Below are 21,357 nucleotides of genomic sequence, written 5' to 3'. Positions count from 1 at the left end.
CAGCGGGGGGGTGTTAACAATTGTAAAGGCGCTTACTTATTTCAGAACAGCAAGTGCCGCGTCATAGTTCGGCTCGTCAGCGATTTCGCCAACCAGTTCGCTGTGCAGCACGTTGTCGTTTTCGTCCAGAACCACGACGGCGCGAGCGGTCAAGCCTTTGAGCGGGCCGTCGGCGATGGCCACGCCGTAGTTCTGGATGAACTCGGCACCGCGCAGGGTCGACAGGTTCTGTACGTTTTCCAGGCCTTCGGCGCCGCAGAAACGCGCCTGGGCGAACGGCAGGTCAGCGGAGATGCACAGCACGACAGTGTTGTCGACGCTGCTGGCCTTGGCGTTGAACTGGCGCACGGAGGTGGCGCAGGTCGGGGTGTCAACGCTTGGGAAGATGTTCAGCACTTTGCGCTTGCCGGCAAAGTCCTTCAGGGTGACGTCGGACAGATTGCCGGCAACCAGGGAAAAGGCTGGCGCCTTGGAACCGGCTTGTGGCAGTTGGCCGTTGACTTGAACCGGGTTGCCTTTGAGAGTGACTTGAGCCATGAACGGAGTCCTTCTGAACGTTGTGGTGGAGAATTTTGACGAGGCCGAAGTTAACCACGAAATTGTCCGACGACCTATGGCCAAACATAAATTGTCATGTATCAGCACACAAAATTGGATACACGTGCCCTCCCATACACCACAAGACCCTGTGGGAGCGGGCTTGCTCGCGAATACGGCAGCACATTCAGCATCGCCGGGACTGACAGATCGCTTTCGCGAGCAAGCCCGCTCCCACAGGGACAGCGGTGTTATTTGAGCAACCGCAACATATTGCGATGGCGCGCCTCGAAAATCCGTCGCATATAGCCATTGACCAGCAACCACTCCACCGGCGCGCCGCCAATCGCCGAATACGTCACCCGGTCGGTGTATAGCGTACCGCCCTCTCCCGCTGCTACCCGATGTTCATGACGAAAGGCACGCATCGGTCCCTTTAGCATCTCGTCGATGAAATGCATTTCACCGACTTCACGGATCACCACCGTCCAGTCCGACGGAATCACATTGAACATCCAGTGGCGAAAGCGGAATTGCCGCCCGGCTTCAATCCGCAAGTTGTTCAGATCGGTATCGCCCAGCGGGGTAATGCGTTCGGGAAAAATCCTTGGGAAATTGACGCCTTCCAGGCAGAAATCGAGGACCTGTTCGGGCGTGCGACCCGGGATGAGTGTGGTGAGTTCCAGAATTGGCATACAGAAAACATTCCTTTGATCGTTGGACAGGCGCGCCAGAAATACGGTGTAGCGAAATGGCGGTCGAAATGAAACCTGCCAAAGTGTCTGCTACGACAATTTTTTCGAGGGGCTGTCGATTTGCAACGCAGCCATTCGACCATTAAGCGAATCACTCAATTACAACGGAGACATCACCATGCGATTCATGATCATCATCAAGGCCAGCCATGATTCAGAGGCCGGCGTCATGCCCAGCCAGGAACTGCTGACCGCCATGGGTAACTACAACGATGAACTGGTCAAGGCCGGCATCATGCTCGCGGGCGAAGGCCTGCACCCGAGCAGCAAAGGTGCTCGTGTAAAGTTTTCAGGTGACAAACGCACGGTGATCGACGGCCCCTTCATCGAAACCAACGAACTGATTGCCGGTTTCTGGTTGTGGAAAGTGAAGTCCAAAGAAGAAGCCATCGAATGGGTCAAGCGCTGCCCCAACCCGATGCCGGGCACCGAGGCCGAGATCGAGATTCGCCAGGTGTTTGAAGCGGAAGATTTTGGTGCAGAGTTCACACCGGAACTGCGCGAGCAGGAACAGCGGGTTTGGGAACAGGCGAAGAAGAACTGAGGTTGACTGAACCGGCTGTTGCTTCAGTTTCCTGTGGGAGCGAGCCTGCTCGCGAAGAGGTCGTCATATCCACCACTCATATTGACTGACAGGCCACCTTCGCGAGCAGGCTCGCTCCTGCATCGGCTAGATGGCCACTTAACTTGTTTCGACAAACGCTTGATCCGTATTAACTTTTTAGTACACGAAATTAACGAGAAACTGCCCATAAAACGAAAGAATTAATCCTTCCTACTGGTTAACCCGCAGTTAACTGCTAAGTTCATCTGACGAGTCCTACAGGCTTGATCGGAAAGGGATTACGCAGTTACGGCCAGATTCAGGGGCCGTCTGCCCAATCAGCCACCAGGGAACGGGGGGATTAATGTCTAGGAATTTGCGGAAGTACGCCTTTGTATGGGTGACTTCACTCGCACCTGCTTTTTGTGCTCACGCGGATAACGCCGAGACCGCCAACAAAAGCAACAACCCGCTGAACCTGGCACCAGGTATCAACCTGCAGGATTACTACACACCCAAGCTGTTCGATACCAACGCTCACACCAATGATGCGCTGCTGCGCGGCGCCCTTCCGATGGCAGCCAATGACGTCATAGGCGTCCCGCAGTTGCTGCGCGTCACGCTCCCCGTCAGCACCCGACCCGATCCGCACAACGGCTACAGCACCGGCATCGGCGATCTGAACGTATTCGACATTTTCCTGCTCAAGACCGAAGGCGTGCAGCTGGGCATCGGCCCGCAAATCACTGCGCCGACCGCCGAGCAGGATGAACTGGGAACCGGCAAGTGGCAGGCCGGCCTGTCCGCCATCGCCATCGACTCCTCGCCACGCGGACTCCTCGGCGCACTGGTGCAATACCAGAGTTCGTTCGCCGGTGATCACGACCGCCCTCACGTGGAATCTGCGACCTTCCAGCCGTTCATCATCCATAACCTGGAAAAGGGCTGGTACCTGCGCTCCACCGGCACCTGGACATTCGATCTGAAAAACGACACGCACTACATCCCCATCGGTTTGGGTGGCGGCAAAGCGTGGAAATCCGGCACCAATATCATTAACGCCTTCGTCGAACCGCAATGGACCGTGGATCACAAAGGCGAAGGCCTGCCGCAGTTCACGCTGTACGCAGGGATCAACGTGACCTTCGGTAAATAAGGATTCTCTCTATGCACGGTGCCATTCGCGCAGCCGGTTTCAGCCTGATGACCATGTTCGTCAGTTGCGGGGTCGGTGCCCAGGACCTGGACACCCGTATCGGCAAAATCGCCATGGAGGGCGAACTGCCGACCCATGAATCCATTGCCAGACTGTATGCGGAACTGGATTTCCAGCAAGCGACTCAGAGTTACCTCTGGGCGTTGCCGCTGGTGTCTTACGCGCAATGGCAGGAAGAGTTCCGCGACAAGCTGGGCGCCCGCAGCGGCGACCTGATGGTGCTCAACAGTTACGAAGACAAGCTCGGCGTAATCACCGCCAATGCCACCACGCCGTACATCCTCGGCTTCGTCGACCTCAACGAAACCGGGCCGCTGGTGATCGAACTGCCACCCGGCCCGACTGCGGGCGGTATTGGTGATTTCTGGCAACGGTCGATCATCGACATGGGCCAGACCGGTCCGGATAAAGGCAAGGGCGGCAAGTACCTGGTACTGCCACCGGGCGCCGAGCCGCCGGCCGATGCCGGTAAATATTACCTGGCCAAGTCGGAAACCATGAATGTGCTGGCAGGTTTCCGTGTGCTCGACCCGGACCCGGCCAAAGGCAAGGCACTGGTCGAGCAATTCAAGATGTACCCGTACGCCAAAGGCGCCGAGCCGACCAAGACCAAACTGCTCTCCCCCGCAGGCAAAGCCTGGTCCGGCACCCAGCCGCGAGGCCTCGCATACTGGGAACGCTTGCACCAGATCCTCCAGAAGGAACCGGTCAACGAACGCGACCGTTTCTACATGGCCATGCTCGCCAGCCTTGGGATCGAGAAGGACAAGCCGTTCAATCCCACCGAAGCCCAGCGCAATGCCCTGGAACAAGGCGCGCAGGTCGGTGAGCTGATCGCCAAGGCCAATACCTTCGCCAAGCGTTTCCCCGGTGCCCAGTACTGGCCGGACCGGCAATGGGACACCGTGCTGAACATCGCCGAGCCATCACAGCGCGTCGCCTACTATGACCAACTGTGGGAACGCAGCGCCTGGTTTTACGAGGCAGTGACCAACACCAAAGGCATGGTTTCGAAAACCCCGGGGCTGGGCCAGACCTATCTCGGTGCCTACACCGACGCCAAGGGCAACTGGCTCGACGGCGGCAAGAGCTATCGGCTGCACGTCGGCGCCAACCCGCCGGCCAAGCAGTTCTGGTCAATGACCGTGTACGACATCGCCAGCCGCTGCCTGATCGACAACCCGCAGCGCAAGGCCGATTTGTCGTCCCGTCAAGATCTGAAAAAGAACGCCGATGGCTCGGTGGACCTGTACTTCGGTCCGACCGCGCCACAAGGTTTCGAGAGCAATTGGGTGCAAACCCTGCCGGGCAAACACTGGTTCAGCTACTTCCGCCTGTATGCCCCGACCGAAGCCTATTTCGACAAGAGCTGGAAACTCGACGACATCACGGCCGTTGAATGACGCCCGGACATTCACCAAGGAAGTACGATGAATAACCGCAATCTGCTGCTGACCGGCCTGACCCTTGCCCTGAGTACCAGTGCCTGGGCCGACTTCACCGCCACCCCGGAAGAAGCCCGGGGCATTGCCAGGGAAGCCTATCTGTACGGCTTCCCGGTGGTTGAGATGTACAAGACGCTCTACACCCAGGCCGTGGACAGGAAGAGCCCGAACTTCAAGGCGCCGTTCAACCAGATCGGCAACACGGCCAAGGCTTTCACCGCCAGGGACACCGCGTTCGTCACGCCGAATGCCGACACGCCCTACTCCTTCGTCTGGATGGATTTGCGCGCCGAGCCGGTGGTGCTGACCCTGCCGGCCATCGAAGAACACCGCTACTACTCGGTGCAGCTGATTGATGCCTACACGCAGAACTTTGCGTACCTGGGCACCCGCAGTACCGGCAACAACGGCGGGCACTTCATGGTCGCCGGACCGAACTGGCAGGGCCAACAACCGCTGAACATCGACCGTTTACTGCGCAGTGAAAGCAACATTGCCTATGCGCTGTATCGCACCCAGCTGTTCGATGAAAAGGACCTGGCCAAGGTCAAGCAGATCCAGAAGGGTTACAAGGTTGAAAGCCTGAGCCATTACGACAAACGCAAAGCCCCGCCTGCCGCGCCGAAGATCGACTGGCCAAAACCCACGCCGACCATGAGCGAAACCCCGGACCTGTTCCGTTACCTGAACTTCATGCTGTCGTTCGCTCCGGCCCAGGATGTCGAGAAGGACCTGCTTGCGCGCTTCGCCAAAATCGGTGTCGAAGCCGGCAAGCCGTTCAAGCTGACCGACCTCAGCGCCGAGCAACGCAAAGCGCTGGAGGACGGCATCAGCGATGCCAAGGCTGAGTTTGCCGAGTTCAAGAAGACCAAAGTCGATACCCACGAGGTCAGCAGCGACGATCTGTTCGGCACCCGCGATCACCTCAAGGGTAATTATCTGTACCGCTACGCTGGCGCCAACATGGGGATCTTCGGCAACTCCGCCGAAGAGGCCAACTACATCGGTTATTTCGTCGACAAGGACGGCAAGCCGGTCGATGCGTCGAAAACCGACTACACCCTGCACTTCGACAAGGGCGCCCTGCCCCCGGCCGATGCGTTCTGGTCGCTGACCATGTACGACGGCAAGAACAAATTGCTGGTGGCCAACCCGCTCAATCGCTACCTGATCAACTCGCGCATGCTGCCCGACCTCAAGCTCGATGCCGACGGCGGCCTGACCCTGTACGTGCAGCACAAGGCACCGGCCAAAGACCTGCAAAGCAACTGGCTACCAGCCCCGGGTGGTCCGTTCTACGGGATTTTGCGTTTGTATCTACCAAAACCGGAAGTCACCAACGGCCAATGGCACATGCCGTTGCTGACCCCTGTCACCCCAAAACAATAAACGGAGTCAGGCATGTTCAGGCCTCTCGTAGTGCGCCCCTTGTTGGCGCTGTGCATGGTCAGCGGTAGTCCATTGGTACTGGCGGCCGAGGGTGGTGTCGGTCGCCCCATCACCGGGCAGCAAGTGTTTTCCAACGCAGGGATCGTGCCCCCGGAGCCGGGTTGGGTCATGTCCCTGACCAGCATCTGGTACGACGGCGAACTCAAGGGCAGCGCTCAAGTGCCGATCGTGGGTGCCATCAGTACCGGGCTGGACATGAAGGTTTCCTACACCATGGCCAACTTCACCCATGTCTGGGACACCGGCAAGGGTCCCTGGAACTACGCCTCGGCCATAGGCGTGCCAGTGCAGTACACCGACATCACCGCCAACGTGACCGGCCCCCGTGGCCGTACCCTGGGCACCTCGGACACCGGCACCCAGTTCGCCGACATGCTGGTGACCCCGATTGCGGCCGGCTACCACTTCGACGAACTCAACCACATCTCGTTCTCGCTACCGATCTACGTGCCGACAGGCGCGTACAACGTCGATCGCCTGGCCAACCCCGGGCAGAACAATTACACCTTCATGCCTACCGTGGCGTTCACCCACCTGGATGGCAAGGGCGGCGAATTCACCCTGTCGAGCGGCCTGGAGTTCTACACCGAGAACGACGCCACGGATTATCGCAACGGCAACATTTTCACCCTCGATGCACTGTGGACCCACGGATTCGGCAACGGCTGGAACGCCGGCATGGTGGCAGGCTATATCCAGCAGCTCACCGATGACTCCGGATCCGGCGCAACCAGTGGCTTTCGCGGGCGCTCCGTGGGCGCTGGCCCAACAGTGGGCTGGACCGGCAAGTTCGCCGACGCCCAGGCCAATATCAGTGCTCGCTGGGTCCCGGAGTTCGATACCAAGAACCGACCTGAAGGCAATGGTTTCAGCATCAATATGACCCTGGCGTTTTTCTAGGAGACCCCATGACCGCACTCAACGACCTCAATGCCCTGCAAGCCAGCATCGCCGAAGCCGTGCTCGGCCAGGATCAGGCCATTCGACAAATCCTTGTGGGCCTGCTGGCCAACGGTCATCTGCTGCTGGAAAGCCTGCCCGGCCTGGCCAAGACCCGCACGGTGAAAGCATTGGCCAAACACCTGGACGCGAAGATGAGCCGCATTCAGTTCACCCCGGATTTGCTGCCGTCGGACATCACTGGCGCCGAGGTGCTGCATCAGGTCGAAGGCAAGAACGAAATCCGCTTCCAGCCCGGCCCGCTGTTCGGCAACCTGATTCTCGCCGACGAAATCAACCGTGCACCGGCCAAGGTCCAGGCGGCGTTGCTCGAAGCCATGGAAGAACGCCAGATCACCGTGGCCGGCAACAGCCATGCGCTGCCGGAACTGTTCATTGTGGTAGCGACTCAGAACCCGATCGAACAGGAAGGCACGTACCCGCTGCCGGAAGCGCAGATGGACCGCTTCCTGATGAAAGTGTTGCTCGATTACCCGAGCGCGGAAAACGAAAGCCAGGTGCTGCGTCTGCTGCGCGAAGAAGAACAGGCCCTCGGCGCCAGGACCGCTGCGGTGCAGGGATTCTCGTTGTCTCAGGACGTGGTGTTCGCCGCGCGCCGAGAAGTCAGTGCCGTGCACGTCTCCCCGGCCATCGACCGTTACCTGATCGACCTGATCAACGCCACTCGCCACCCTGTCGATTACGACGCCGACCTCGGGCGCTGGATCAGCATCGGCGCCAGCCCTCGCGGCGGCATCGGTCTGGACCGCTGCGCCCGGGCGGACGCCTGGTTGCAGGGCCAGGATTTCGTTTCTCCGGACAACGTCCGCGCCGTGGTGCACCCGGTGCTGCGCCATCGTCTGCAACTGAGCTACGACGCGGTGGCCGATGGTGTGAGCGCCGATCAGGTGCTCGACCGTCTGCTCGATAAAGTGGCGATTCCTGCGTGAACACCGACGGCCTGGTGTATGTCTCTCTGGCGCAGTTGATGGCCCTGGAGTTCAAGGCCCGCGACCTGAGTTTTCTGGCGCGTCAGCCCCAGGGCAGCATCCTGGCCGGCAACCACGCTTCACGCTTGCGTGGTCGGGGCTTGAACTTCGATGAACTGCGGCGCTATCAGCCCGGCGATGACCTGCGTCACCTCGATTGGCGCGCATCCCTGCGCACCGGCAAACCGGTGGTACGGACATTCACCGAAGAGCGCGACCGCCCGGCGCTGATCCTCGTCGACCAGCGCATGTCAATGTTCTTTGGTTCGCAACGCAGCTTCAAATCCGCGGTCGCCGCCGAGCTCGGCGCCCTGGCGGCGTGGATGGTGTTCAACGCCGGCGACCGCGTCGGTGGACTGGTCTTCAACGATCAACGCATCGACAGCATCGCCCCGCTGCGCAGCCGCAAACGGATCGAAGCGCTGTGCAGCCGCATCGCCCAGCAGAACCAGGCGCTCAATGCCGCCAACCCGGACGCCGAGGGCGAAGACCAGCTCGACAAGGTCCTGCAGCATTGCCTGGCCGTGGCCGGTCACGATCACCTGATCTGCATCGTCAGCGACTTCGCCGGGGCCGGCGAACGCACCTTGCAACTGATGCGGCAACTGGCGGCGCACAACGATGTAATTGCCATGCAGGTGTATGACCCGCTGGCGCTTAACCTGCCGAAAAACGGCCGCGTGCTGGTCACCCAGGGGCAATTGCAGGTGGAGCTGGCGGTGGATCGGCAACAGGTGCACCAGCCGCTTGGGGATTTTCTCAGCGGGCGGCTCAAGGATGTCGCGACTTTGCTGCGCCGCAGCCAGGTGCCACTGATGATGTTCAGCACCGCAACAGAAGCCGACGAACAACTGCGCGCCGAACTGGGCAAGCTTACCGGAGGGCGCCGATGAATCCCGCTATCCCGAGCATCGACCAGCTCAAGGAAATGGCGCTGCCGGTGCCGGTCAGTTATGCACCGCAAACCTGGGGGTGGTGGGCGTTGCTGACGTTGTTGATCGTTACGTTGGTGGTGACCGGTGCGCGGCGCTACCGGCAATGGCGGCGCGATCGCTATCGGCGCGAGGCGTTGGTGCGGCTGGAGGAATTGCAGCAGCGCAGCAATGACCTGAGTGCGTTGCGTGAGCTTCCGGAGCTGCTCAAACGGGTCGCGATCTCTATGCCTTACGCAAAACCTGTGGGAGCGAGCTTGCTCGCGATGGCGTCCGGTCAGTCACCACCACCTTTGATTGCAAGCTCGCTCCCACAGGACTCTCCAGCGGGGTTGGGGAAAGAGGACTGGCAGGCATTTTTGCAGCGGCACAGTAAACAGCCGCTACCCGTCGACTTCAGCCAACAACTGTCGCTGCTGGCCTACGCCCCCGACGCAACATTGCGGGCCATGCCCAATGAACAGCGCCAACAGCTGTTCAGCACCTGCAAAACCTGGGTGGAGCGCCATCATGTGGCAGCTTGATTACCCTTGGCTGCTGATCCTGCTGCCGCTGCCGTGGTTCGGCTATCGCTACCTGTCCGACTACCGCGAAGCGCGCAGCGCCGTGCGTGTACCGTTTTTCGGGGCGATGAGCCGCGCCGTCGGCCAGGCACCGAGCCAGGCCGGCACCCGCAGCAACGGCTGGCAATTGCTCCTGAATCTGCTGGTCTGGGCACTGCTGCTGGTGGCGGCGAGTCGGCCGGTGTTGGTGGAAAAACCCATCGAGCGCCAGCAGCCGGTGCGGGACCTGATGCTGGCCATCGACATTTCCCAGTCGATGGAAACCACCGATTTCACCGACGCCAACGGCCAGAAAATCAATCGCCTGGCCGCAGTCAAGGAAGTGGTGCACGGGTTCATCGACAAACGTAAAGACGATCGAATCGGACTGATCGTGTTCGGCACAGGTGCCTATCCACAGGCACCGCTGACCCTCGACCACGCCAGCCTGTCGCTACTTCTGGACGACACCGGCATCGGCATGGCCGGCCCCAACACCGCCATCGGCGACGCCATCGGCCTGAGCCTGAAACTGCTGGCCCAGGCCCACGAGCAGGAAAAAGTGCTGATCCTGCTCACTGACGGCAATGACACCAGCAGCGCCATTACCCCGGATCACGCGGCCGCCATGGCCGCGGCCAAAGGCGTGGTGATTCACACCATCGGCATCGGCGACCCGACTGCCGAGGGCGAAGCCAGGGTCAACCTGCAAGGCTTGCAGGACATTGCCCAAGCCACGGGCGGGCGTTTCTTCCGCGCCGAAGACCGCAACGCCCTGGATCAGGTCTACAGCACCCTGGACAAACTCACCCCGCATCAGGTGAAAACCCTCAGCCACCAGCCCAAACGCGACCTGTTCTGGTGGCCGCTGGGCGCTGCCATTGCCCTGCTGGCGCTTTATCACCTGGGCGCCCTGCTGCTTCCACGGCTGATGCTCGCCCGTCAACGGCAGGAAGCCTGACATGGACATCAACCTCAGCGACTTCCATTTCCTGCGCCCACTGTGGCTGTTGCTCGCGGTGTTCGGCGCATTGCTGCCATTGCTGTGGCGGCGCAACCAGGACCTGCAACGGCGCTTGCGCAGCAACATCGCCGCGCACCTGCTGCCGCATCTGCTGATCACCCCGCAGGACCGGCAACGCCTGCGTCCCGTGCACCTGGTATGTGCACTGCTGGTACTGGGCGCCATCGCCGCCGCCGGGCCGACCTGGGAACAGGATCGGCCGGACTTTCTGGAAAACCGTGCGCCGCTGATCATTGCCATCGACCTGTCGCCCTCCATGGACGCCAGCGACGTTCCACCCAGTCGCCTGGAAGCGGTCAAGCACAAGCTCCACGACTTGATCCAGCGCCGCGCCGGTTCGCGCAATGCCTTGATTGCCTACGCCGGCAGCGCGCATCTGGTGTTGCCCGCCACCGACGACCCGGCGCTGCTCGATACGTTCATTCAGGCCCTGAGCACCGACCTGATCAGCAAACCGGGGAAAAATGTCAGCGCGGTCATCGATCAGGCCAAGCGCCTGCTCGCCGCCGAGAAAACGCCCGGCACCCTGCTGTTGATCACCGATGGCGCCGACATCTCGGCACTGGCCGGGCTGGACAAGCAACTGGCAGACAGTGCGCTGCAAGTGCTGATATTGGCGGCCGGCAGCAGCGACGGCGGGATCATCCGCGATGCCAGCGGCCAGCCACGCACCGACAGCGACGGTCGCCCGCAACTCGGCAGCTTCGATCAGGACGCCCTCAAGCAGTTTGCCTCAACGCTGGACGCCCCGCTGGGCAGCCTGACCCTCAACGATGACGATCTGGACTGGATCGAACTGCACGCCGAGCAGCACTTCCAGGCAGCCAGTGACGAGCAGCGCGAATTGCACTGGAAAGACGCCGGTTACTGGCTGTGCTGGCCGCTGTTGTTGCTCGCCTTCTTCAGCGTACGCAAGGGCTGGAGCCTGAACTGGATGGCTGGATTCCTGCTGGTCGTGAGCCTGGGCCTGCAACCGGCGCCGGCACAGGCCAACGCACTGACCGATGCCTTTTTCACCCGCGACCAGCAAGGTCGCTGGGCCTTCGAACATGAGCACTACCCTCAGGCAGCGGCGCTGTTCGTCGATCCGTACTGGAAAGGCGTGGCCGCCTACAACGCCGCCGATTTCGATCTGGCACTGGCCAGCTTCGCTCGGCTCGATACACCGCAGGCGTATTTCTACCTGGGCAACATCTACGTGCGCCGCTTCAAGTTCGATCAGGCCATCGCGTCCTATACCCAGGCGCTGAAATTGCAACCGCAGTTCCCGGAAGCCACGGCCAACCTGGCCCTGGCCATTGCCTTGCAGAAAGACACCGAAAGCGCCGAGAAAAACACGCCAGAGGTCAAACCCGACGAAATCAAGATGGACAAGGCGCCGGGTAAAGGCCAAAGCAAAAAGGTGGAGACCCAGCAAGCGGCCTCGGATGAGCAATGGTTGCAGAATCTCACCACATCGCCGGCGAAATTCCTCAAGCAGAAATTCAGCTTGCAGGATCAGGCGGGGGTCAAGCCATGACCTACCTTCAGGACCGAGTCGCTGCCATCGCGGGCAAGCCCGCTCCCACATTTGATCCAAGCACCCCACAAATCCACTGTAGGAGCGAGCCTGCTCGCGATGGCGCCAGATCAATCACCACAACACTCTGCGCCCTGCTCATTAGCCTGATCAGCCTCAACACATTCGCCGCCGACCCTCAGTTGAAAGTCCAGGCCACCCTGCAACCCGCCGACCCCGTCATGGTCGGCAGCCTGGTCAAGTTGCAACTCGATGTCTTCACCGACTCCTGGTTCACCAGCGCCCCCACCCTGCCCGACCTGAAACTGCCCGGCGCATTGGTGATGCCACCGGACGGCCATGCCCAGCACATCAACCAGACCTTCGACGGCCAATCCTTCAGCGGCATGCGCTACAGCTACCTGATCACCCCGAGCCTGGCCCAGGGCTTCGACATTCCGGCACTGACGGTACAAGCCACACCGGGTCAGGCCAGTCACGAACTCAGCGCCCAAAGCCAGCCTTTGCACTTCAACGCCGCGCAACCACCGGGGTTCCAGCCCGGTGAGGCAGTGCTGGTGGCTCAAGGGCTGCGGTTTACCCAGAAGACCGTCAATTCGGCCACGCCGCTGAAGGTCGGCGACAGCATCACCCGGGAACTGACCTTGCAGGCCGACGGTGCCCTGGCCATGTCACTGCCGACACCGACGCAGGATGTCATCAAGGGCCTGAGCCGCTACCCGAAAGCACCGCAGATCCGCAATCTGGATGACGGTCGCGGCAACTTCAATGGCGGCCAGCGTATCGACAGCGTGACTTATCGAATCGACACCGAAGGCCACTACAGCCTGCCATCCGTCGAAATCAAATGGTGGGATGCCAGCAGCCAGCAAACCCGCACGGCCACGGTGCCTGCCGTGACCTTCGACGCGGTGGCCAACAGCGCCTACAAGCCGGTGTTTTCCATCACCGAAGATCTGAAAAAACTCGGCCAGCAGAATCGCCTGCACCTTTCCGGGCACTGGTTCGGACTATTGACACTGGTGTTGGCGGTAATGGCACTCGGCTGGTTCAGTCGCCCGCTCGTACACCGCACGCACCTCAAGTGGCAAGCCCGACGCCGCGCCCGACATGCCGCCTGGCTGGAGTCCGCCGACTACGCGTGGCGGCAGATCCCGCCGCAGATCGAAGGCAAACCGGTGCAACTCAGCGCCCTGTACCTGTGGACCCGACGCAGCCGCCGGGGCCTGAAACTGACCGGCCTCGGCCCGCGCCTGCAAACCTTCCTGCGCGCCTGTTATGGCCGCGAACCGGACAAAGACCAGGCGCTGCGCCAAATCAGGGAATCCTTGTCTACGCTGCATAGTCAGGCCGAGCGTGACAGGGAATCAGTCGCACCTGCCCTGCGCCCACTCAACCCGGTTCACGAGAAGGAATTCCCATGACAAATCCGATGACGTTTCGCCACCCGGGCTTCAAGTTTTTGCTGACCCTGGCCTTGAGCCTGCCGCTGCTGGTGCAGGCAGCCGAGCCACTGCCCTCCTGGAACGACGGTCCGTCGAAAAAACAGATCATCGAGTTCGTGCAGACGGTCACCGATCAAAACAGCAAGGACTTCGTCAAACCCGAGGACCGCATTGCCGTGTTCGACAACGACGGCACCTTGTGGAGCGAGCAACCGATGTACTTCGAGTTGCTGTTCGCCCTGGAAGAAGTCAAACGCACCGCGCCGCAGCACCCGGAATGGAAAACCACCCAGCCGTTCCAGGCCGTGCTGGAAAACGATCACAAGGCACTGGCCGCCACCGGCATGGAGGGCCTGCTGAAGATCTTCGGTGCGACCCACACCGGCATGACCACCGAAGCGTTCGATGACTATGCCAAGACCTGGCTGAGTCAGGCCAGGCATCCGAAAACCGGCAAGCCGTACACCGAAATGATCTTCCAGCCGATGCTGGAGATGCTCGACTACCTGCGCGGCAAAGACTTCAAGACCTACATCGTCTCCGGTGGCGACACCGGGTTCATGAGAGCCTTCGCCGAGAAGGTCTATGGGGTACCGCCCGAGCAGGTTATCGGCACGACCTTCGTTACCAGCTTTGAATACAAGGATGGCAAGGCGTCGATCCTGCGCACACCGAAACTGGCCCACAACGACGATGGCCCGGGCAAACCGGAAAGCATCGACGCGGTGATCGGTCGTCGGCCAATCCTCGCCTTCGGCAACTCCGACGGCGACTTGCAAATGCTCCAGTGGACCGCCGATGGTCCCGGCAAACGATTCATGGGCCTGGTGCATCACACCGACGCCAAACGCGAATGGGCATACGACCGGCAGTCGCAGATCGGTCGTCTGGACAAGGCCCTGGACGAAGCAAACAAGCGTGGCTGGACGGTCGTCGACATGGCGTCCGAATGGCGTCGTATCTACCCGTTCGATGCCGCCACTTCCGAGCAAGTGCAATAAAAAGACGTTACGCAGGACCGCAATAAACGTTTGTCGCAGCACGCGACGCAAGTGAGCATAAGGAGCCAGTCAGATGACTCGCATACGTAAGTGGATACCGAAACTCGCCCTGGTGGCGACTACGGTCATGGCGTTTTCGGCAACCGCCGGGGCCGCTGAGAAACCCAACATTCTCGTGATCTTCGGCGACGATATTGGCCAGACCAACATCAGCGCCTACTCCATGGGCGTGGTCGGCTACAAGACTCCGAACATCGACCGGATTGCCAAAGAAGGCATGATGTTCACCGACTACTATGCGGAGAACAGCTGCACCGCCGGCCGGTCGACATTCATCACCGGACAGTCGGCGCTACGTACCGGGCTGTCGAAAGTCGGGATGCCGGGTGCCCCGGTCGGCCTGCAAAAACGCGACATCACCATCGCCCAGGCCCTCAAGTCCCAAGGCTACGCCACCGGTCAGTTTGGCAAGAACCACCTGGGCGACAAAGATGAATACCTGCCGACCAACCACGGATTCGACGAATTCTTCGGCAACCTGTATCACCTCAACGCCGAAGAAGAACCCGAGCGTCCGTACTGGCCCAAGGACGACCCCGCGTTCGTCAAGGCCTACTCGCCGCGCGGCGTGATCCACAGCTTCGCCGATGGCAAGATCGAAGACACCGGCCCGCTGAACACCAAGCGCATGGAAACCATCGACGACGAAACCACCGCCGCCGCGCAGGCGTTCATCGAGAAACAGGCCAAGGCGGACAAGCCGTTCTTCGTCTGGATGAACACCACCCGCATGCACTTGTTCACTCACGTGCGTGAATCGATGAAGGGCCAGAGCGGCATGCCCGGCAACGATTATGCCGATGGCATGATCGAGCACGACGGCGACGTCGGCAAACTGCTGAAAACCCTCGATGACCTGAAAATCACCGACAACACCATCGTCGTCTACACCACCGACAACGGCCCGAACCAGTTCTCCTGGCCGGACGCGGCGACCACGCCGTTCCGTAACGAGAAGAACTCTAACTGGGAAGGTGCGTACCGCGTTCCGGCGATGGTCCGCTGGCCAGGCAAGATCAAGCCGGGCGAAGTGTCCAACGAGATGTTCTCGGGCATGGATTGGTTCCCGACCTTGCTGGCCGCCGCTGGCGATGCCGACGTGAAAACCAAGCTGCTCAAGGGGTGGGCACCGACTTCCGGCGGCACCAACTTCAAGGTGCATCTGGACGGTTACAACCAACTGCCCTACCTGACCGGCCAGGCGCCCAAAGGTGAGCGCAAGGAGTTTTACTACTTCAACGATGACGGCGTGCTGGTGTCGATGCGCTTCGACAACTGGAAAGCCGTGTTCTGCGAACAGCGCGCACCGGGCGGCTTCAAGGTCTGGAGCGAACCGTTCGTATGCTTGCGCGTACCGAAGATCTTCAACCTGCGCATGGACCCGTATGAACGTGCCGACGTGGTTTCCGACCAGTATTACGACTGGCAAACCAAGAACGTCTACCTGGCGGCTGTAGCCGTCGAAAAATCGGCAACGTTCCTGCAGACCTTCATCGAGTATCCACCCAGCCAGAGACCGGCCAGCTTCAGCATCGACCAGATCCGTGCTGCGGTAGACGCCAAGATCGCTGAAAAAATGAAAGCTGCACAGTAAGACCGCTGGACCGCCGCTCGCCTTCATTGGCGAGCGGTACTGTTTCCGAGTTGGGACCGTATTGGCCCCAATCGCGGGCAAGCCCGCTCCCACATGGATTTAGTCGTACCGAAGATCCAGTGTGGGAGCGGGCTTGCCCAAGATGGGGCCCGTACAGTCGCAGTTTTCTTGAATTGCAAAGGCAATCCGCAATGACCTCACGTGTCGCCAGCAAATCGTCGGCCATACCTGCCCCGCAAGTCGCCTCCCCGGCACTGTTGATCCCTGCCCTGCTGCTGTTTGTCTCCGGCGCCGCGGCGCTGGTGTATCAGGTGCTGTGGATCAAGCAGTTGTCGTTGGTCGTAGGCGTCGAGGTCTATGCCATCACCACCGGGATCAGCGCGTTCTTTGCCGGGCTGGCCCTGGGTGGCTTGCTGTTCGGGCGCTGGGCGGACCGGATGCAGCAACCGGTTGTGCTGTACGCCGGGTTGGAAGTGCTGGTGGCCGTGCTCGGTGTCTCTGCAACCTTTGCCATGAGCCTGGCGGCCAGCCCGTTTGCCTGGCTGGAAGCACACGTGGGCTTGCTGGCCTGGGTGCTGCCGTTCGCGTTGGTGGGTATTCCCGCCCTGTTGATGGGCGGCACCCTGCCGGTGCTGGTTCGCTCCCTGGCCACTGACCCGCAACACCTGGGCAAGGCCGGCGGGCAGCTGTATGCGGCGAACACCGCCGGGGCCATCGCCGGCACCCTGCTCGCCGCGTTCGTGCTGATTGCCACCCTCGGTGTGCGCGGCAGCGCGCTGGCCGCCGCCATGCTGAACCTGCTGGCCGCCGCAGGGGCCTTGTGGTTCCAGCGCCAGCGCTTGGCACCCGTCGATGCCCCGGTGAAACATCACACTGAAAAAGCCCCCGACCGCCTGGCCCTGTGGCTGTATTCCATTGCCGGTGGTGTAGCCCTGGGTTACGAAGTGGTGTGGTCGCAATCGATCGTGCAATTCATGAGCACCCGCACCTACGCCTTTGCCGTGGTGCTGGCGACTTACCTCACCGGCTTGTTCCTGGGCAGCATGCTGCTGGCCCGTCGGGTCGATCGCCTGCGCGATCCCTGGGGGGTGTTCGGCGTGCTGATTGCCGCAGCCGGCGCGATTGCCTTGCTGGAAGTGGCGTTGCTCGGACGCTGGCTGGTGCTCGCCCAGACCCTGGCCGAATCCTGGGTATTGTCATTGGGCGGCAGTGAACTGGCTGGCATGAGCACGCGGTTTGCGGTGGCTGCCTTGAGCATCGTGTTTGTGCCGACCCTGTTGTTGGGGGCTGCGTTCCCCTTGGCCCTGCGCTTGAGCGTCGGCGGCGAACAGGTGGGGCGCCATGTCGGCGAAGTCGTCGCGTTCAATACCCTTGGCGGGATTGTCGGCGTGATGCTCTGCGGCTTTGTCCTGATCCCGATGCTGGGTCTGGTACGGACCCTGGGCCTGCTGGCGCTGATTGCCGCCGGTATCGCGTACCTCGCCGTGCGCAAGGGCCATGGTGTGAAGAAAGGCCGGCGTCAGGCGGTGATTGCCATCGGCCTGGTGTCCCTGGCGCTCGCCGTGTTCACGCCGGTCAACAAGCTCGCCAGCCTGCTGCCGGGCGCGCGCAATGGCACGCTTACGTTCTACGAAGAAGGCCGTGGCGGCACCGTCGCCGTGGTCACCCAGGGCAAGGGAGAAAGGGCATTCCAGCGTTTGTACATTCAGGGCGTATCCAATACCGGTGACGCCATGCCGTCCCTGCGCTACATGCGGATCCAGGCGCTGCTGCCCCTGCTGATCCACAACGGTGAGCCGCGCTCGGCACTGGTGATCGGGTTCGGTACCGGCATCACCGCGGGCGCCCTGACCCGCTATCCCGGCCTGGAACATCGCGTGGTTGCCGAACTGCTGCCTTCGGTGGTCAAGGCAGCCCCCTTGTTCAAGGGCAATTTCAACGCCGCGGCCGATCCGGGGGTCGATGTGCGCTTGCGTGACGGTCGCCAGGAACTGCTGCGCAATCCGCAGCGCTACGACCTGATCACTCTCGAGCCGCCACCGCCCTCCGCTGCCGGCGTGGTCAACCTGTATTCCCGGGACTTCTATCAATTGGCCGCCAGCCGTTTGCACAACCAGGGCCTGGTCGCCCAATGGCTGCCGCTGCCGACGCAGAACATCGACGACTCGCGCTCACTGGTGCGCAGCTTCCTCGACGTGTTCCCGTACGCGACCCTGTGGACCAGCGAATTCCACGAGATGCTGCTGGTGGGTTCGATGGAGCCGATTGAACTGGATGCGGCGAAGATCAACGCGCGCTTCCAGCAGGACAGCGTTCGCAGCACCTTGCAGGATGTCGGCGTCGGTTCGGCCGCAGCATTGCTCGCAACATGGGTGACTGATCGTGTGGGGCTTGAACGCTTCGCTGGCGATGCGCAACCGGTGACGGACGATCAACCGCGCATCGAGTACGCACCCTGGGTTCGCTCGAAAGAGATCAGCCGCGTGTTGCCCGCCCTGCTCGCCCTGCACCAGTCGTCAGCCGTGTTGAACGCCGACGCCGGGTTCATCGAGCGCATGAACACCCAGCAACAACGCCTGATGCAGTTCTATCGGGCGAGCCTGCATGCGTACGACGGAAACCGTGACGCTTGGGCCAGGGATATGCGCGAGGTGATGCGTGGGGATTCGGGGAATCCGTATTACCGGTGGTTTGTCGGGGAGTGACGTGGCGCCTGACAGATCGCCTTCGCGGGCAAGCCCGCTCCCACAGGTTCGGTGTCGATCACAACATTTGTGCACGACACAAGACCTGTGGGAGCGAGCTTGCTCGCGATGGGGCCATCAGCCTCAAAACAATGCCATTTGACACACGCCGACCATCCGGCAAAGCTGCATCGAGCGCCATCGAGCGCCATCGCGCGCCGCAAGGCAATCGCACCTGGACCATGGAAGTCGTAATGCCGAAGCATAAAAATAAAGCTGCAACCCCAAACCCTGATTCGCAACCGACCCTGATCAACCGTTATCTGTTCCCTGTCACCATCGGCATCCTGCTGCTGGCTGTGGCGGGTATTGGCTGGTTTTTGCTGGGCAGTACACCGACGCCGCTCAAACCAGTCCCGGTCAGCGCGCCTGGCGTGCAACCGGCCAAACCGCAACCGGTCGCTGTCAAGCCTGCGAAAATGGTCGATGAGCAACAATGCCAGGGCTGCCACGGCGAGCAGGTCAAGGACTGGCAAGGCTCCCATCACCAACTGGCGATGCAGCAAGCCAACGCGGACACCCTGCTCGGCGACTTCAACAACGTCACCTTCAAGGCCGAAAAAGAGACCACGGTGTTCTCGCGCAAAGGCGACGAATTCTGGGTCAACACGCCGGGTATCGATGGCAAGAATGCCGATTTCAAAGTCGCCTACACCTTTGGCATCGCCCCCTTGCAGCAATACCTGATCGAAGTCGGCGAAGGCCGGCTCCAGGCCCTCGGCGTGGCCTGGGATACCGAGAAGCAGCGCTGGTTTCACCTCTATCCGGGTCAGGGCGTGACCTTCAAGAACCCGTTGCACTGGAGCAAGCCGAGCCAGAACGCCAACTTCATGTGCGTCGAGTGCCACACCACCGGTTACAAGCGCAATTTCGATGCGGCGAAAAACACCTTCGACAGTCACTGGAACAGCCTCGGTGTCGGCTGCCAGGCCTGCCATGGCCCGGCGTCCAATCACCTGGAATGGACCGCGAAGAAAACCGACCTGATCCACGTAGGCTTTGCCGTCGACCTCAAGGACAAGAACGCCACCGCCGAAATCGAAACCTGTGCCCGCTGCCACTCTCGCCGCGCGCCCCTGGACGATGGCTACACGGTCGGCAAACGGCTGATGGATGACTACCTGCCGAGCGTCCTGACCCGCGAGTTGTACGCACTGGACGGCAAGATCAAGGACGAAGTGTTCGAGCACGGCTCCTTTGCCCAGAGCAAAATGTTCGACAAGGGCGTGCGTTGCAGCAACTGCCACAACCCCCATAGCACTCAGTTGAAGGCACCCGGCAACGGCGTTTGCCTGCAATGCCACAACACCGCTGGCAAAACCACCGTGGAAGGCGTCGACGGCAAGGGCCTGCAAGCGAAAAACTACGATTCCATCGAACACACTCGCCACACCATGGGCCAGCCGGGTTCGCAGTGCGTGGATTGCCACATGCCCGGCAAGTTCTACATGGGCAACGACTTGCGGCATGACCACAGCTTCAGCATTCCCAATCCTGAGCGAGCAAAGAAACTCGGTACGCCTGACGCCTGCCTGACCTGCCACAAAGGCAAGGCCGGCGACAAGGTCACCGAGCAGTTCAAGCTGTGGAACACCGCCAACGCCAGCGCGGTACAAGCCCCTCGCTACGACGAAAGCCTGTGGCTGATTCGCAACGGCCAGCCCGGCGCCGCGCAGGCGTTGTTCGAGCAACTGCAACGCAGCAACCTGCCGGCGATTCAGCGCGCGACGCTGCTGGCCGAACTGCCGGCGTACCCGAGCGAACAGGCGTTGAAACTGGCTACCAGGGACCTGGGCAACCCGGCGCCACAAGTCCGCGAGAGCGCGGTGCGGGCGGTCAGCGCCTTCCTGCCGCCAGCGGAGCGCGCGCCATTGCTGACGCCGTTGCTGAGTGACCCGGTGCGGGCTGTACGCATCGCCGTCGCCCGGGACCTGCTCAGCGCGGCACGCAATGGCTTGGGCAGCGCCCAAGACGCCTGGAATGCCGCCATTGCCGAGTACGAAGCGGTGCAAAAAAGTCTGGCCGAGCGTGCCGAGGCCAACCTGAACCTGGCTATGCTCTATCAAGCCAATGGTCGCAGCGCAGAAGTCGAAGCTTTGCTGCGTACCGCCCTGCAGCGCGATCCGGACTTCTACCCGGCACTGGTCACCCTGGTGCAATGGCTGGAGGCCAACGGTCGCAGTCAGGAAGCCCATGCCCTGCTGGCGCAAAGCCTCAAGGACCACCCCGACTCTGGCCTGTTGCAACACACCCAAGGCCTGGCGCTGATTCGTGCGGGCCAGGCCGCTCAAGCCATGCCTTACCTGCGCAAGGCCGCGCAACTGGAACCCCAGAGCGGGCAGTTCGGCTATGTGCTGGCAGTGGCCCTGCATGACAGCGGCAAGATTGACCAGGCGTGCGCCGAACTGGAACGGCTGTTGAAGGTGCAGCCGGCCAATCGCAATGCCCGGTTGTCGTTGATCCAGTATTACCTGGACAACGGGCAGGAGCCCAAGGCGCAAGTGCTGTTGCAGGGCTGGAAGAAAATGAACATGGGGGATCCGGCGTTGAAGTGACGGGAGATTCTTGTAGGAGCGAGCTTGCTCGCGATGGCGTTACAGGCGACGCGTTTATCCAAAAAAA

General features: G+C 61.3%; 17 protein-coding genes. 15 read left to right on the top strand and 2 right to left on the bottom strand.

Annotation, left to right across the window (positions count from 1 at the left end; genetic code table 11):
* Positions 1 to 36: 36 nt before the first annotated feature.
* Both tpx and ABIE16_RS08730 read right to left on the bottom strand, forming a co-directional pair.
* A complete protein-coding gene (tpx, locus tag ABIE16_RS08735; protein WP_057714973.1) occupies positions 37 to 537 on the bottom strand; it encodes a thiol peroxidase in 501 nt (166 codons plus the stop codon).
* Between the two features lie 251 nt (positions 538 to 788).
* Positions 789 to 1,232: a polyketide cyclase gene (locus ABIE16_RS08730; RefSeq protein WP_429520906.1), complete on the bottom strand. Its 444-nt coding sequence runs from the start codon at positions 1,230 to 1,232 to the stop codon at positions 789 to 791.
* Positions 1,233 to 1,410: 178 nt separating this feature from the next.
* On the opposite strand from ABIE16_RS08730, the gene ABIE16_RS08725 reads away from it, so the two are divergent.
* The 15 genes from ABIE16_RS08725 to ABIE16_RS08655 all read left to right on the top strand — a co-directional run bounded on the left by ABIE16_RS08725 (position 1,411) and on the right by ABIE16_RS08655 (position 21,290).
* Positions 1,411 to 1,836: a YciI family protein gene (locus ABIE16_RS08725; protein WP_429520905.1), complete on the top strand. Its 426-nt coding sequence runs from the start codon at positions 1,411 to 1,413 to the stop codon at positions 1,834 to 1,836.
* A 364-nt stretch (positions 1,837 to 2,200) separates the two neighbouring features.
* Entirely contained in the window at positions 2,201 to 2,992 is a 792-nt protein-coding gene (locus ABIE16_RS08720) for a hypothetical protein (protein WP_429520904.1), read from the top strand.
* Positions 2,993 to 3,003: 11 nt separating this feature from the next.
* Positions 3,004 to 4,455: a DUF1254 domain-containing protein gene (locus tag ABIE16_RS08715; RefSeq protein ID WP_429520903.1), complete on the top strand. Its 1,452-nt coding sequence runs from the start codon at positions 3,004 to 3,006 to the stop codon at positions 4,453 to 4,455.
* 27 nt (positions 4,456 to 4,482) lie between these two features.
* Positions 4,483 to 5,886: a DUF1254 domain-containing protein gene (locus tag ABIE16_RS08710; RefSeq protein WP_429520902.1), complete on the top strand. Its 1,404-nt coding sequence runs from the start codon at positions 4,483 to 4,485 to the stop codon at positions 5,884 to 5,886.
* Between the two features lie 12 nt (positions 5,887 to 5,898).
* Positions 5,899 to 6,846, top strand: a complete 948-nt coding sequence (locus tag ABIE16_RS08705) for a SphA family protein (protein WP_429520901.1) — start codon at positions 5,899 to 5,901, stop codon at positions 6,844 to 6,846.
* Positions 6,847 to 6,854: 8 nt separating this feature from the next.
* Complete coding sequence (locus ABIE16_RS08700) at positions 6,855 to 7,835, top strand: AAA family ATPase (RefSeq protein ID WP_429520900.1); 981 nt, start codon at positions 6,855 to 6,857, stop codon at positions 7,833 to 7,835.
* Positions 7,832 to 8,767 carry a DUF58 domain-containing protein gene (locus ABIE16_RS08695; protein WP_429520899.1) on the top strand — a complete coding sequence of 312 codons (936 nt, stop codon included), beginning with the start codon at positions 7,832 to 7,834 and terminating at the stop codon, positions 8,765 to 8,767. The genes ABIE16_RS08700 and ABIE16_RS08695 overlap by 4 nt, the downstream gene beginning before the upstream one ends.
* Positions 8,764 to 9,330: a DUF4381 domain-containing protein gene (locus ABIE16_RS08690; RefSeq protein ID WP_090455050.1), complete on the top strand. Its 567-nt coding sequence runs from the start codon at positions 8,764 to 8,766 to the stop codon at positions 9,328 to 9,330. The genes ABIE16_RS08695 and ABIE16_RS08690 overlap by 4 nt, the downstream gene beginning before the upstream one ends.
* Positions 9,317 to 10,309 (top strand): vWA domain-containing protein, encoded by a 993-nt coding sequence (locus tag ABIE16_RS08685; RefSeq protein WP_159389856.1) that lies wholly within the window; start codon positions 9,317 to 9,319, stop codon positions 10,307 to 10,309. Before ABIE16_RS08690 ends, ABIE16_RS08685 begins: the two co-directional genes overlap by 14 nt.
* A gap of 1 nt (position 10,310) precedes the next feature.
* Positions 10,311 to 11,891, top strand: coding sequence for a VWA domain-containing protein (locus ABIE16_RS08680; protein ID WP_429520898.1), 1,581 nt, complete (start codon positions 10,311 to 10,313; stop codon positions 11,889 to 11,891).
* Positions 11,888 to 13,315: a hypothetical protein gene (locus ABIE16_RS08675; protein ID WP_429520897.1), complete on the top strand. Its 1,428-nt coding sequence runs from the start codon at positions 11,888 to 11,890 to the stop codon at positions 13,313 to 13,315. Before ABIE16_RS08680 ends, ABIE16_RS08675 begins: the two co-directional genes overlap by 4 nt.
* Entirely contained in the window at positions 13,312 to 14,337 is a 1,026-nt protein-coding gene (locus ABIE16_RS08670; protein WP_057714983.1) for an HAD family hydrolase, read from the top strand. The genes ABIE16_RS08675 and ABIE16_RS08670 overlap by 4 nt, the downstream gene beginning before the upstream one ends.
* A 73-nt stretch (positions 14,338 to 14,410) precedes the next feature.
* The gene (locus tag ABIE16_RS08665) at positions 14,411 to 15,991 is read left to right on the top strand and encodes an arylsulfatase (RefSeq protein ID WP_057714984.1); all 1,581 of its coding nucleotides are present in this window, start codon (positions 14,411 to 14,413) and stop codon (positions 15,989 to 15,991) included.
* A 191-nt stretch (positions 15,992 to 16,182) separates the two neighbouring features.
* Entirely contained in the window at positions 16,183 to 18,696 is a 2,514-nt protein-coding gene (locus ABIE16_RS08660) for a fused MFS/spermidine synthase (protein WP_429520896.1), read from the top strand.
* A gap of 233 nt (positions 18,697 to 18,929) precedes the next feature.
* The gene (locus ABIE16_RS08655) at positions 18,930 to 21,290 is read left to right on the top strand and encodes a tetratricopeptide repeat protein (RefSeq protein ID WP_429520895.1); all 2,361 of its coding nucleotides are present in this window, start codon (positions 18,930 to 18,932) and stop codon (positions 21,288 to 21,290) included.
* The last annotated feature ends 67 nt before the right edge of the window (positions 21,291 to 21,357 follow it).

It is taken from the genome of Pseudomonas sp. 2725 (genome assembly GCF_050434585.1).
Classification (GTDB): Bacteria; Pseudomonadota; Gammaproteobacteria; order Pseudomonadales; family Pseudomonadaceae; genus Aquipseudomonas; species Aquipseudomonas jessenii.
The sequence above is the reverse complement of the archived record's forward strand: the minus strand, read 5'-3'. Positions and strand labels throughout refer to the sequence as shown.

Excerpts from the sequence above, each read along its gene's own strand:
- ABIE16_RS08725 (WP_429520905.1), top strand. The coding sequence starts at position 1,411 with ATGCGATTCATGATCATCATCAAGGCCAGCCATGATTCAGAGGCCGGC.
- ABIE16_RS08685 (WP_159389856.1), top strand. The coding sequence starts at position 9,317 with ATGTGGCAGCTTGATTACCCTTGGCTGCTGATCCTGCTGCCGCTGCCG.
- ABIE16_RS08670 (WP_057714983.1), top strand. The coding sequence starts at position 13,312 with ATGACAAATCCGATGACGTTTCGCCACCCGGGCTTCAAGTTTTTGCTG.
- ABIE16_RS08720 (WP_429520904.1), top strand. The coding sequence starts at position 2,201 with ATGTCTAGGAATTTGCGGAAGTACGCCTTTGTATGGGTGACTTCACTC.
- ABIE16_RS08700 (WP_429520900.1), top strand. The coding sequence starts at position 6,855 with ATGACCGCACTCAACGACCTCAATGCCCTGCAAGCCAGCATCGCCGAA.
- ABIE16_RS08690 (WP_090455050.1), top strand. The coding sequence starts at position 8,764 with ATGAATCCCGCTATCCCGAGCATCGACCAGCTCAAGGAAATGGCGCTG.
- ABIE16_RS08730 (WP_429520906.1), bottom strand. The coding sequence starts at position 1,232 with ATGCCAATTCTGGAACTCACCACACTCATCCCGGGTCGCACGCCCGAA.
- ABIE16_RS08665 (WP_057714984.1), top strand. The coding sequence starts at position 14,411 with ATGACTCGCATACGTAAGTGGATACCGAAACTCGCCCTGGTGGCGACT.
- ABIE16_RS08715 (WP_429520903.1), top strand. The coding sequence starts at position 3,004 with ATGCACGGTGCCATTCGCGCAGCCGGTTTCAGCCTGATGACCATGTTC.
- ABIE16_RS08710 (WP_429520902.1), top strand. The coding sequence starts at position 4,483 with ATGAATAACCGCAATCTGCTGCTGACCGGCCTGACCCTTGCCCTGAGT.
- ABIE16_RS08680 (WP_429520898.1), top strand. The coding sequence starts at position 10,311 with ATGGACATCAACCTCAGCGACTTCCATTTCCTGCGCCCACTGTGGCTG.
- tpx (WP_057714973.1), bottom strand. The coding sequence starts at position 537 with ATGGCTCAAGTCACTCTCAAAGGCAACCCGGTTCAAGTCAACGGCCAA.
- ABIE16_RS08660 (WP_429520896.1), top strand. The coding sequence starts at position 16,183 with ATGACCTCACGTGTCGCCAGCAAATCGTCGGCCATACCTGCCCCGCAA.
- ABIE16_RS08705 (WP_429520901.1), top strand. The coding sequence starts at position 5,899 with ATGTTCAGGCCTCTCGTAGTGCGCCCCTTGTTGGCGCTGTGCATGGTC.
- ABIE16_RS08675 (WP_429520897.1), top strand. The coding sequence starts at position 11,888 with ATGACCTACCTTCAGGACCGAGTCGCTGCCATCGCGGGCAAGCCCGCT.
- ABIE16_RS08655 (WP_429520895.1), top strand. The coding sequence starts at position 18,930 with ATGCCGAAGCATAAAAATAAAGCTGCAACCCCAAACCCTGATTCGCAA.